At 72.3% G+C, this 11,693-nt stretch carries 11 protein-coding genes; 8 read left to right on the forward strand and 3 right to left on the reverse strand.

Features of this window, described 5'->3' with window-relative positions; genetic code table 11:
• Positions 1-52: 52 nt before the first annotated feature.
• Entirely contained in the window at positions 53-1,072 is a 1,020-nt protein-coding gene (locus ACFVWD_RS30620) for a DEDDh family exonuclease (protein WP_389600747.1), read from the reverse strand.
• Between the two features lie 252 nt (positions 1,073-1,324).
• On the opposite strand from ACFVWD_RS30620, the gene ACFVWD_RS30625 reads away from it, so the two are divergent.
• The 8 genes from ACFVWD_RS30625 (at position 1,325) to ACFVWD_RS30660 (ending at position 9,092) form a co-directional block, all read left to right on the forward strand.
• On the forward strand, positions 1,325-2,122 hold the full coding sequence (locus ACFVWD_RS30625) for an acetoacetate decarboxylase family protein (RefSeq protein ID WP_389600749.1): 798 nt from the start codon (positions 1,325-1,327) through the stop codon (positions 2,120-2,122).
• Positions 2,122-3,006, forward strand: coding sequence for an SDR family NAD(P)-dependent oxidoreductase (locus tag ACFVWD_RS30630; protein ID WP_389600751.1), 885 nt, complete (start codon positions 2,122-2,124; stop codon positions 3,004-3,006). Before ACFVWD_RS30625 ends, ACFVWD_RS30630 begins: the two co-directional genes overlap by 1 nt.
• Before the next feature lie 11 nt (positions 3,007-3,017).
• Positions 3,018-4,301, forward strand: coding sequence for an amidohydrolase family protein (locus tag ACFVWD_RS30635; protein WP_389600753.1), 1,284 nt, complete (start codon positions 3,018-3,020; stop codon positions 4,299-4,301).
• 20 nt (positions 4,302-4,321) lie between these two features.
• Positions 4,322-5,554, forward strand: coding sequence for an amidohydrolase family protein (locus ACFVWD_RS30640; RefSeq protein ID WP_389600755.1), 1,233 nt, complete (start codon positions 4,322-4,324; stop codon positions 5,552-5,554).
• A gap of 24 nt (positions 5,555-5,578) precedes the next feature.
• Complete coding sequence (locus ACFVWD_RS30645) at positions 5,579-6,289, forward strand: VIT family protein (RefSeq protein WP_389600756.1); 711 nt, start codon at positions 5,579-5,581, stop codon at positions 6,287-6,289.
• 147 nt (positions 6,290-6,436) lie between these two features.
• Positions 6,437-7,309, forward strand: coding sequence for a sterol desaturase family protein (locus ACFVWD_RS30650; RefSeq protein WP_389600758.1), 873 nt, complete (start codon positions 6,437-6,439; stop codon positions 7,307-7,309).
• Entirely contained in the window at positions 7,306-8,001 is a 696-nt protein-coding gene (locus ACFVWD_RS30655; RefSeq protein ID WP_389600760.1) for a lysoplasmalogenase, read from the forward strand. The genes ACFVWD_RS30650 and ACFVWD_RS30655 overlap by 4 nt, the downstream gene beginning before the upstream one ends.
• Positions 8,002-8,042: 41 nt before the next feature.
• On the forward strand, positions 8,043-9,092 hold the full coding sequence (locus ACFVWD_RS30660; protein ID WP_075026128.1) for a zinc-dependent alcohol dehydrogenase family protein: 1,050 nt from the start codon (positions 8,043-8,045) through the stop codon (positions 9,090-9,092).
• On the opposite strand, the gene ACFVWD_RS30665 is transcribed toward ACFVWD_RS30660, so the two are convergent.
• A complete protein-coding gene (locus tag ACFVWD_RS30665) occupies positions 9,087-10,157 on the reverse strand; it encodes a CopD family protein (RefSeq protein WP_389600761.1) in 1,071 nt (356 codons plus the stop codon). The genes ACFVWD_RS30660 and ACFVWD_RS30665 overlap by 6 nt on opposite strands.
• Before the next feature lie 144 nt (positions 10,158-10,301).
• The gene (locus tag ACFVWD_RS30670; protein ID WP_389600763.1) at positions 10,302-11,684 is read right to left on the reverse strand and encodes a CoA transferase; all 1,383 of its coding nucleotides are present in this window, start codon (positions 11,682-11,684) and stop codon (positions 10,302-10,304) included.
• Positions 11,685-11,693: the final 9 nt, after the last annotated feature.

Consider the following 11,693-nt stretch of genomic DNA (forward strand, 5'->3'; position numbering starts at 1 on the left):
CAATCACCCGTACGTCCGTCAGCGACCCCGGCCCCTCCGCGGCCCTCCGGGGTCACTTCTCCGAGGCCGGGGCCACGTCCCGCAGCAGCTGGCCGAACGCCGCCTCGTCGATCACCGGTGTCCCGAACTGTTTGGCCTTGACCACCTTGGACGTGCTGGAGTCCGGATCGTTGGTGACGAGCAGGCTGGTCAGCCGGGACAGGCTCGTCGCGACATGCAGGCCGGCCTCGACGGCACGGTCCTCCAGCAGCTCGCGGTCGACGGACGTGTCCCCGGAGAACGCGACCCGCATACCCTGCTTGAGCGGTTTGTCCGCTTCATAGCGTCCTGGGTTGGGATAGGGGCATGCGGGGCGTTTGCGTGAAGGCCGCCAACTCCCGGACGGGTAGCCACCGGACGAGTAGCCGCCGGAGGAGTAACCGCCGGAACCGGACTGCCGTCCGATGTGCGGCGCCGCGGGGCTCTCGGACCACTCCTTGAGCGGCCGGCACTCCAGGAGCGGCAGCCGGATCCCGTCCCGCGCGGCGGCCCGCAGGCTCGGCCGGAACGCCTCGGCCAGTACGCGCGCGTCGTCCAGCGCGTGGTGCGCCCGCTGCTGTACGACGCCGAAGTGCGCGGCCAGCGACTCCAGCTTGTGGTTGGGCAGCGGCAGGCCCAGCTCCTTGGAGAGCGCGATGGTGCACAGCCGCTGACGCACCGGCGCCTCACGCTCCGCGCGCGCGTACTCCCGCGCGATCATCGACCAGTCGAAGACCGCGTTGTGCGCCACGAGCACCCGGTCGGCGAGCCGGTCGGCGAACTCCGCGGCGATGTCCTGGAAGAGCGGCGCGCCTTCGAGCACCTCGGTCGTCAGACCGTGGATCCAGACCGGGCCCGGGTCCCGCTCCGGGTTGACCATCGTGTACCAGTGGTCCTCGACCTCGCCGCGCGCGTCCAGCCGGTAGACGGCGGCCGAGATTATCCGGTCGTCGCGGGCAAGGCCGGTGGTCTCCACGTCGACGACCGCGTACCCCTGCGGATACGCGGCCGGCCAGGGGGCTGGGGACGCTGCGGTCGTCAGGTCTTCGAGCATGGTCACTGAGGATACGGGCCCTGACTGACAGTCCGGCCCCCACCTTCCCGGAAACCGACGGACGGTCCGGTCCCCGGAGTTGACGCGGTCGGCGGGTGGCGGGGGTGCTTCGTGTGGCGCGGGTCACCGGTTGGTCCGGCCCGACGCACGCCCCCGGGCGCATGGCTGACGCATGGCTATGGACCTTTCGACGGTGTCCTGCAAGCGTGCTCCGCGCCCCAGCAGGTAGCGCCTACGAAGGGCGGTACGGACATGGCACGAGTGAGGTACGGCGCACGGACCGAGGCGGAGATCGCCGCCGCGCGCACCGCGAGCGTCAAGCTCCCCGACATCTGGTCCACCGGTGTGGTGGCCGTCTGGGAGAGCGATCCGGACGCGGTCGCGGCGGTCCTGCCACCCCCGCTCAAACCCACCGGGCGGCCCCTGGTCCGGGTGAACATCAGCAGGGTCGACCTGCCGGGCTATCCGCTCGGCGCGGGTTCGTTCGCCGTCGCCGCGGCGCACGACGGCGTCGAGGGCTGGTATCCGCTGGTCATGCCGATGACCCACGAGCGGGCGCTCGTCGGCGGCCGCGAGGTCTTCGGGGAGCCCAAGAAGCTCGGCGAGGTGACCGTGGAACGCGACGGCCTCGTCGTTCGGGCCGCACTCGCCCGGCACGGCATCGCCTTCGTCGAGGTGCGCGGCGCGGTGAGCGGTGACCTGCCGCTGCCCGAGCCCGCCCAGAAGACCGACTTCTACTTCAAGTTCCTTCCCGCGGTGGACGGTTCGGGCTTCGACATCGACCCCGTGCTCGTGCACTGCGTGCGCAACGAGAAGGTGCGCAGGCTGGAGCGTGTCACCGGGGACGTCGTGCTGCGCGAGTCGATGTACGACCCGGTCGCCGACCTCCCCGTACGGGAGCTGGTCGAGATCACCCTCGGCGAGAAGACCACCGACCAGAAGGGCAGGGTCGCCGAACGGGTCAGCGCCCAGGCCCTGTTGCCGTACATCCATCAGCGCTACGACGATCCGCGGCAGATCCTCGACGGGCCGCCGGAAGGGAGCGCCTGATGGAGCTCGGAGCGGGGCAGGTCGCCGTGGTCACCGGCGCGGCGAGCGGCATCGGGCTCGCGATGGCGCGCCGGTTCGCGGCGGACGGTCTGAAGGTGGTCCTCGCGGACGTCGAGGAGGGCGCCCTGGAGAAGGCCGCCTCCGGGCTGCGGGAGGACGGAGCCGAGGTGCACGCGCGCGTGGTGGACGTCTCGGAGCGCGAACAGCTCGACGCGCTCGCCGCCGAGACGTACGAGAAGTACGGCGCCGTGCATGTCCTGTGCAACAACGCCGGGGTCGGCTCCGGCGCCGAGGGCCGCATGTGGGAGCACGATCCGAACGACTGGAAGTGGGCCTTCGCCGTCAACGTCTGGGGTGTCTTCCACGGCGTCCAGGCCTTCGTGCCGCGCATGATCGCCGGGGGAGAGCCGGGCCACGTCGTCAACACCTCGTCCGGCGACGGCGGGATCGCCCCGCTGCCCACCGCCTCCGTGTACGCCGTCACCAAGGCGGCCGTCGTGACGATGACGGAGTCCCTGTACGCGCATCTCAAGGCGGAGCACGCGCGCGTGGGGGCGTCGGTGCTCTTCCCCGGACCCCACATGCTCCGTACCGGCCTGTGGGAGTCGCACCGCAACCGGCCCGAGCGCTACGCGAAACAGCGCCCCAGAAAGACCCCGTACCGCAGCCTCGACCAGTGGGAGGCCGCGATGAAGGAGGCGGGGCAGGAGGTGCGGTTCACGCCGGTGGAGGAGGTCGCCGACCTGGTGGCGGACGGCATCAGGGAGGACCGCTTCTGGCTGCTGCCCGCCAGCGAGCACAGCGACCGGCAGATCCGGGCGAGGTCGCAGTCGATGCTCGACCGGGCCGACCCGTCGTACCTAGAGCACTTCATCCTGGACTGAGGAGGCGGGCGATGACCGACCGGGACCCCTATCTGATCATCTCCTCCGACTGCCATGCCGGGCTCCCCACCGAGGAGTACCGGCCCTACCTGGACTCCCGTTTCCACCGGGACTTCGACGAGTTCCTCGCGGGCCAGGGCCGGCGCCGCGAGGAGATGACCCGGCTCGGCATCCGCAACGAGGCGTTCGCGGACCGCTGGTTCCAGGACAACGAGGAGGGTCTGCGCGGCGGCTGGGACACCGCGCAGCGCCTCAAGGAGCTGGACGGTGACGGGGTGGCCGGGGAGGTGGTCTTCCCGGACGCCGATGCCGTGGACAGCCGGACGGCGGCCCCCTTCGGTGTGGGCCTCGGCCTCTCCGGCGACCACGACCCGCAGCTCGGGATGGCGGGTGCGCAGGCCCACAACCGCTGGCTGGCGGAGTTCGTCGGGGAGAACCCCGAACGGCACTGCGGGGTCGCCCTGTTGCCGATCACGGCGTCCCCCGACGCGGTCGTCGCCGAGGTGTACCGCGCCAAGGAGTCGGGACTCGGCGCCCTGATGATCCCCGCCATGTGGGTCGACAAGGAGCCGTACCACGACCGCCGTTACGACCCCGTGTGGGCGGCCGCCGCCGAGTGCGGGATGCCGGTGGTCACGCACTCGGGCGCGGCGCCGCGCCATGAGTACGGCGACCACCTGGGGATCTACGTCTCCGAAGTCACCTGGTGGCCCGCCCGCCCCCTGTGGTTCCTGCTCTGGTCGGGCGTCTTCGAACGCCACCCGGGGCTGAAGTTCGGGGTGGCCGAGTCGGGTTGCTGGTGGCTGCCGAACCTCCTGTGGTTCATGGACCGCCTCTACCTGGGCGCGCACGGCGGCAAGAAGCTGTCGCCCTTCGCCGAGCTCAAGCGGCCTCCGCACGAGTACCTCGACCGGCAGCTCTTCATCTGCGCGACGAACACCAAGCGCCGCGAACTCGCCCAGCGCTACGAGATCGGCGTCGACAACATCCTCTGGGGCAGCGACTTCCCGCATCCCGAGGGAACCTGGCCCGACACACGCGCGTGGCTGCGGCGCACCTTCCACGACATCCCGGTCGCGGAGACCCGCCGCATGCTCGGCCTCGGGGCCGCCGAGGTCTTCGGCTTCGACGTCGAGCACCTGGCCCCGCTCGCCCGGCGCATCGGCCCGACCCCGGCCGACCTCGGCCAGAGCGACGACCAGGCGGCCGTGGCGGCGTCCTGGGCACGCTCGCGCGAGGTGGGCCGCCACTGGCTGACCGACCATGACTTCCCGGTCCTGGGGGCGACGCCGTGAGCGGCCCCACGAACGACTCCGTGACCGACCGATACACCGTGATCTCGGCGGACTGCCACGCCGGAGCGGACCTCCTGGACTACCGGCCCTACTTGGCGAAGGAACACCACGAGGCGTTCGACGCGTGGGCGGCCGGCTACGTCAATCCGTACGAGGACCTGCTCGCCGACACCGCCGACAAGAACTGGAACTCCGCACGGCGCCTGGCGGAGCTGGAGGAGGACGGCATCGTCGCGGAGGTGGTGTTCCCCAACACCATCCCGCCCTTCTTCCCGTCGGCCGCCCTGATGGCGCCGGCCCCCACCGCCGAGGAGTTCGAACGGCGCTGGGCGGGCCTGCGCGCCCACAACCGCTGGCTCGCGGACTTCTGCGCGGCCGCGCCGGGCCGCCGCGCGGGTGTCTTCCAGATCCTCCTGAACGACGTGGCGGAAGCGGTGAAGGAGATCAGGTGGGCCTCCCGGGCGGGCCTCAGGGGCGGCCTGCTGCTCCCCGGCACCCCACCGGGCTCGGGACTGCCCGAGCTGTACTCGTCGACGTACGACCCGATCTGGGCGGTCTGCGAGGAGCTCGGCGTCCCCGTGAACCACCACGCGGGCTCGGCGTCCCCGCCACTGGGCGAGGAACCGGCGGCCCGCGCGGTCTTCATGGTCGAGACGACCTGGTTCTCCCACCGCGCGCTCTGGCACCTCATCTTCGGCGGCGCCTTCCGCCGCCACCCCGGCCTGAAACTGGTGCTGACCGAGCAGGGCTCGGGCTGGATCCCCGGGGTGCTCGACATGCTGGACTACTACCACGGGAGGCTGTCGGCGGCGGCGAAGAGGACGAAGCGGTCGACGGCGGAGTCGAAGTTCGGCGCGGGACTCGCCGAGTCGATGGGCAAGGGCCCCTCGGACGTCTGGCGGGACAACTGCTTCGTCGGCGCGAGCTTCATGCGCCCGCACGAGGTGCCGCTGCGGGCGCGGATCGGCGTCGACAAGATCATGTGGGGCAGCGACTACCCGCACGACGAGGGCACCTACCCCTACTCGCGGGAGGGCCTGCGCTGCGCGTACGCGGGCGTGCCGCGCGAGGAGGTCGCCGCGATGGTCGGCGGGAACGCCGCCCGGGTCTACGGCTTCGACCTCGACGCCCTGGATCCCCTCGCGGCGAAGGTGGGACCGACCGTGGCGGAACTGGCCGAACCGCTGACGCGGCCCCCGGCGGACGCGACAAGCCCGGTGTTCGCGCGGGGAGCGTCAGTACGGGTCTGGTGACGCGCCAGGTGGCATCCTCCCCGTGTGACGGTACCCACGCACGACGAGGCCCACGAAGGCACCCTCGGCTCCCGCCTGAACTGGCTGCGGGCCGCGGTGCTGGGCGCCAACGACGGCATCGTTTCCACCGCGGGCCTCGTCGTCGGCGTGGCCGGCGCCACGGACGACCGCTCCGCGCTGCTCACGGCGGGCCTGGCCGGGCTGCTGGCCGGGTCCATGTCGATGGCGGCGGGCGAGTACGTCTCGGTCTCCACCCAACTGGACTCCGAGAAGGCCGCCCTGGCGCTGGAGCGACGCGAACTGCGCGAACAGCCGGCTGCCGAACTCGAGGAGCTGACCGCACTCCTGGAGCAGCGAGGCCTGACCCGCGAGGTGGCCCGCGAGGCGGCGGAGCAGCTCACGGAACGCGACGCCCTGAAGGCCCACGCACGCGTGGAACTCGGCATCGACCCCGACGACCTCACCAACCCCTGGCACGCGGCCTGGGCGAGCTTCCTCTCCTTCACCGTGGGCGCCCTCCTTCCCCTCCTCGCCATCGTCCTGCCACCGGCGGCCTGGCGCCTGGGCGTCACCGTGGTCTCGGTACTGGCCGCCCTGGTCCTCACCGGCTGGCTGAGCGCCCGCCTGGGCTCGGCGAACCCGGCCCGCGCGGTACTGCGGAACGTGGGCGGGGGTGCGCTGGCGATGGGGGTCACGTATGCGGCGGGGGTGTTGTTGGGGGCGGCGGGGGTGTGACGAGCGCCGAGCGGACATCCGACGAGCATCGGTCCGGACCTGTCGGCGTCCTTGGCGGAGATCACCAATAAGCAAGCGCGTACCCCCGGTAATACTTGTGGGTAACAACGTCTAGCGGTGGCCGAGCTGCGGTTCTACGGTGCACCCATGCCGAACCTGCCCGATGTCGTGCTGTGGTCGATACCCGCCTTTGTGCTGCTCACCGTGATCGAGATGGTGAGCGTCCGGATCCATCCGGACGACGATGCCGCGGGGTACGAGGCGAAGGACGCCGCGACGAGCGTCGGCATGGGGCTCGGGAGTCTCGTCTTCGACTTTCTGTGGAAGATCCCGATCGTCGCGATCTATACGGCGATCTATGAACTGACCCCGCTCCGGGTGCCCGTCCTGTGGTGGACCGTTCCGCTGATGCTGCTGGGGCAGGACTTCTTCTACTACTGGTCGCACCGCGGCCACCACGTCATCCGCGTCCTGTGGGCCTGCCACGTGGTCCACCACTCCAGCCGGAACTTCAACCTCACCACCGCGCTGCGCCAGCCCTGGACGACCTGGACGGTCTGGCCCTTCTACGTGCCGCTGATCGCCCTCGGTGTGCACCCCGCCGCGCTGGCGTTCTGTTCGTCGGCGAACCTCGTCTACCAGTTCTGGATCCACACGGAGCGGATAGACAAGATGCCCCGTTGGTTCGAGTTCGTGTTCAACACGCCCTCCCACCACCGGGTCCACCACGCCTCCCAGGGCGGCTACCTGGACCGCAACTTCGGCGGGATCCTCATCGTCTGGGACCGGCTCTTCGGGTCCTTCGTCCCCGAGACCGAGCGCCCCGTCTACGGGCTCACCAAGAACATCGCCACGTACAACCCCCTGCGCGTCGCCACCCACGAGTACGCCGCCATCGCCAGGGACCTGAAGGCGGCGACCGGCTGGCGCGAGCGGGCGGGGCGGGTCTTCTGCGGGCCCGGCTGGCAGCCGACGCCGAAGTCCGCAGGGAGCAAGCCGGTCACGGAGCCCGTCGCGTGAGCCCACGGCACGCGCGCGTGCTGCTCGTCTCCTTCGGCGTGGCCGCTGCCGTGGACCTCGTTTCGCTGGCCGTCGGGTTCACCCCGGGGCACCTGGTCGCCAAGCCGCTTCTGATGCCCCTGCTCGCCGCCCACGCGGTCGTACGCGGCGGACCGAGGCTCCTGGTGGCCGCCCTGCTCTGCGGCTGGGGCGGCGACGTACTGCTGCTGTCCGACGCCGGCCCGGCCTTCCTCGTGGGGATGGCCTCCTTCGCGGCCGGTCACGTCTGCTACCTCCTGCTCTTCAGAAGACCGGATTCGCCGCATCGCCCTCCACACGTGCGTGGGCCGTCCGCCTGGCTCCTTGGCGCGTACGTCCTCGCCCTCGTCGTCACCGTCACCCTCCTGTGGCCCGATCTGCCCGCCGGCCTCCGTGTCCCCGTCGCCGGCTACAGCCTGCTGCTGACCGCGATGGCGGCCACAAGCACCCGGCTCGGGCCCGTCGCGGGCGCGGGCGGGGCGCTCTTCCTGCTGTCCGACACCCTCATCGCCACCGGCGTCGCCGACTGGCCGCAGCTCCCGAGGCCGGACTTCTGGATCATGCTGACCTATGCCGCCGCCCAGTTCCTGCTGGTCAGCGGAGTGCAGGGCACCCTCGGCGCGCATACCGCGGCGAGGGCGGCGTACGGTGAGATGCGCTCAACCACCCCCTGAGCGCATCTCACCCAGCCGATCGGCCGAGAAGGATCCTCGTCATGCGCGCCACCACCATCCACGCCCCCTACGACATGCGCGTGGAGGACGTCCCCGAGCCCCTGGTGCAACTGCCCACCGACGCGGTCGTGCGGGTGCTGCGATCCTGCATCTGCGGCAGCGACCTGTGGGCCTACCGGGGTGAGGCGGCACGGCAGGCGGGGCAGCGGATCGGGCACGAGTTCCTCGGCATCGTCGAGGAGACCGGCTCCGAGGTGACCGGCGTCCGCCGCGGCGACCTGGTCGTCGCCCCCTTCATGTGGTCGGACGGCGTCTGCGACTACTGCCGCGAGGGCCTCACCACCTCCTGCGAGCACGGCGGCTTCTGGGGCGCGGTCGGCTACGACGGCGGTCAGGGCGAGGCCGTGCGCGTCCCCTTCGCCGACGGCACCCTCGTACAGCTGCCCAAGGAGGCGGCCTCCGACGACCACCTGCTGTCGGCCCTGCTGACGCTCTCCGACGTCATGGGCACCGGGCACCACGCGGCCCTCGGCGCGGGAGCCCGCAAGGGCGCCACCGTCGCGGTCGTCGGGGACGGCGCCGTCGGGCTGTGCGCCGTGCTGGCCGCCAAGCGGCTCGGCGCCGAGCGCATCATCGCGCTCGGACGCCACCAGGCACGTACGGACATCGCGCGCGCCTTCGGCGCCACGGATGTCGTCGCCGAACGCGGCGAGGCGGCCGTCGAGGCCGTCCGTGAGCTGACCCGCGGCCAGGGCGCGCACGCCGTCGTGGAGGCGGTCGGCACCGAGCAGTCCATGCGGACGGCCGTGAACATCACCCGCGACGGCGGCGCCATCGGCTTCGTCGGCGTGCCGCACGGCAGTGGTACGGGCCTCGACCTGGGCGTGATGTTCGACCGGAACATCGCGCTGCGCGGCGGTGTGGCGCCGGTGCGGGCGTACATCCCGGAGCTGCTGCCCGACATCCTGGACGGCACCATCGACCCGTCGCCCGTCTTCGACATGACCGTCGGTCTGGAAGGCGTGCCCGAGGGCTACAAGGCGATGGACGAGCGCACCGCCCTCAAGGTGCTCGTCACCAACGGCTCATGACCACCTGATCGGCAGCGGCAGCGCCGTCAGCAGCCCCGACACCGCCACGACCAGGCCCAGTGCCACCACCTCCGCGCGAGCGGGCACACAGGCACTGAGCCGGTCGGCGGCCCGGCGCAGCCGCAGCCGCGCGAGCAGCGCCAGGACGGCGACGGCGGCCACCAGCACCAGCTTGGCGAGCAGGGTGCGCCCGTAGGACGTCGCCGTCAGCTGGTCCAGGACCGTGCCGGGCGGCATCCGGCGCAGCGCGCTCCACACGCCCGTCGCGGTGAGCGCCGCGAACAGGACGGCGGCCACGCGCGCGTAGAGGCCCAGAAGCGCCGCGCCGGCCGCGTCCGCCGAAACCGTCGTCTCGGCCGTCTCCGTCGTCTCCGCAGCCTCCGCCTTCGAAGAGGCGCGCCAGGTGCGCAGCATCCGCAGCACATGCAGCAGGCCGCCCGTCCACAGGGCCGCGCAGGTCACGTGAACGAGCGTCAGACCTGAGCCGACGAGCGGGCCGTGCTCCGGTGCCGGGTGGGCGCGCATTGCCTCCGCGAGGGCCACCGCGGCCAGCGGCCACGCCTGGGCGGCCGGTCTTCGTGAGAGGGCGCAGAGCCCGGCGGCCAGGAACGCGTTGACCTCCAGGAGCGCGAGCTTTCCGTCCCGGGTCTGGTAGAGCCCGCCGACGTCCATGTCGGAGAGGTGGTGCGGCAGCAGATTGCCGGTGGCCACCACCGAGGCGAGCCCCAGCGCGGCGACGAACCCGGCTGCCGCGGCGCAGGGCGCCCAGCTGCGGGGTGCGTACTCCAGTGGCGCGCCCGGCACCCGGCGGGCCAGCCGGGCCGCGAACAGTTCGCCCGCGGGGACGCACAGCGCCACGAACAAGACCGCGCGCAGCAGGGCGATGCCGCCGACGCCGGGGGCGGCCGCCTCGCCGGTGCCGTCCAGCGCGGGGCGTGGGCCGAGCAGCGGGATCAGGGCGGCCACGGCCACCAGGACGAGCAGGGCGGCGGCGCGTCCGGCGGCGGGGCGCCGCACCGGACCACGCGCGCCCGCTGTCTCGGCAGTCGGTCGTATCAAGGTCACCCCAGGATCTTCACCAGTCGGCACAGAACCGGGCAAGTGCAGGGAAACAAGCGGTGGTTAGGCATTCCACCCATAGATACGTTTCCGGCCGACCCCTCGCTCACGCCCGACGGGCGCGGCCGTCTCCCGAAGTGACCCGGGGGCTCAGGCCCACCGGGCCGGGTCCGTCCCCCAACGCCCCGGCGGTCGTGCCCAGTCGGCCGGTCCGCCGACGAAGGATACGGGCGACTTTGCGTACCTGAGCCGGCCCAGGTCGCTGTCGGTCTCGGCGAGCCAGGGGCCCGGTTCGTACGAGGCGCCGGCGGGCTCCTCGTCCCGGTGCGCCGGCCCGTCCACCAGCCACGCGGCCGTCCGTGCGAGCGCCAGCCGGACGAGCCGCGTCCCGCCCTCCCGGGTCTGTTCGATGAGCGACCGGAGCACCGCGGCGGCCAGCAGATACCCCGTGCCGTGGTCGAGGGCCTGCGCGGGCAGCGCGCCCGGCCGCTCGGCGGACCCCTCGATCTCCGCGATCCCGGTGGCGACCTGCACCAGGCTGTCGAAGCCCCGCCGCCCGGACCACGGCCCGTAGTCGCCCCACGCCGACAACTGCGCCACCACCAGACCGGGCCGCCGCTCGGCCAGTGCCTGCGGGGAGAGCCCGAACCGGTCCAGTGCGCCGGGCCGGTACCCGGTGACGACGACATCGGCCTCGGCGAGCAGCTCCTCGAAGGCCGAGCGATCCCCGCGCGCCGCCAGGTCGAGCGTGGCGGAACGCTTCCCGAAGTCCATGTCGGCGTGCTGGTCGTCGATTTCGGGCAGACGCGGGCTGTCGATCCGCAGGACGTCCGCGCCGAGGAGGGCGAGTGTGCGGGTGGCCACCGGGCCCGCGATGACCCGGGTGAGGTCCAGCACGCGTACGCCCGCGGCGGGCAGCAGCGGGTCCCCGGCGAGCGGGGCGAGCGCTCGTACGGGTGCCGTGTCCAGTCGCTCGCGGGCCACCAGCGGGTGTGCGGCGATCGCCCGCCCCTGTGGGTGCGCCGCCCACTGACCGGGCGTGCGCAGGGCGATCGCGAGGCCGCCGGCCGCGTACACCGTCTCCTCCACCTCGATGGCCGGTCGCTCGGTGAACACCTCGGCGAGTACCTCGGTGAGGGAGCCCCGGTCCTCCGGTACACCCAGCGCGCCCAGCAGCCGCTTCTGGTGGTGCGGATAGTTCGCGTGGGTGCGGACCCAGCCGTCCGCCGTCCGCCAGAACCGGGACAGCGGGGCGAAGTTGACCGGCTCACCCCCGTCGACGCGCAGGTGCCGCTCACTGCGGAAGGCGGTGGCGACAGCCCCGTCGTCGAACCGCACCTCGGGCACCTTCCCTCCGGTGCGGCCGGCGGTCAGCTCGGCCCCGGCGAGGGCGCAGACCGCGACACACGCCCGGGCCATCCCCCGCACCGGCAGCCGTGAGGGCAGCACGCCCTCCCGTGCGACGGCCGAGATCCGTGAGATGAGTGCGGGGTCGCCGCCCAGAGCCGCCCACGCGAAGTCCGTATGAGTCATGACGGCACT

The sequence above is a fragment of the Streptomyces sp. NPDC058086 genome, from assembly GCF_042885015.1.
GTDB lineage: Bacteria > Actinomycetota > Actinomycetes > Streptomycetales > Streptomycetaceae > Streptomyces.

Bases quoted from the DNA above. Each gene is read 5' to 3' on its own strand.
- ACFVWD_RS30625 (WP_389600749.1), top strand. From the start codon at position 1,325: ATGGCACGAGTGAGGTACGGCGCACGGACCGAGGCGGAGATCGCCGCC.
- ACFVWD_RS30630 (WP_389600751.1), top strand. From the start codon at position 2,122: ATGGAGCTCGGAGCGGGGCAGGTCGCCGTGGTCACCGGCGCGGCGAGC.
- ACFVWD_RS30635 (WP_389600753.1), top strand. From the start codon at position 3,018: ATGACCGACCGGGACCCCTATCTGATCATCTCCTCCGACTGCCATGCC.
- ACFVWD_RS30650 (WP_389600758.1), top strand. From the start codon at position 6,437: ATGCCGAACCTGCCCGATGTCGTGCTGTGGTCGATACCCGCCTTTGTG.
- ACFVWD_RS30660 (WP_075026128.1), top strand. From the start codon at position 8,043: ATGCGCGCCACCACCATCCACGCCCCCTACGACATGCGCGTGGAGGAC.
- ACFVWD_RS30670 (WP_389600763.1), bottom strand. From the start codon at position 11,684: ATGACTCATACGGACTTCGCGTGGGCGGCTCTGGGCGGCGACCCCGCA.
- ACFVWD_RS30620 (WP_389600747.1), bottom strand. From the start codon at position 1,072: ATGCTCGAAGACCTGACGACCGCAGCGTCCCCAGCCCCCTGGCCGGCC.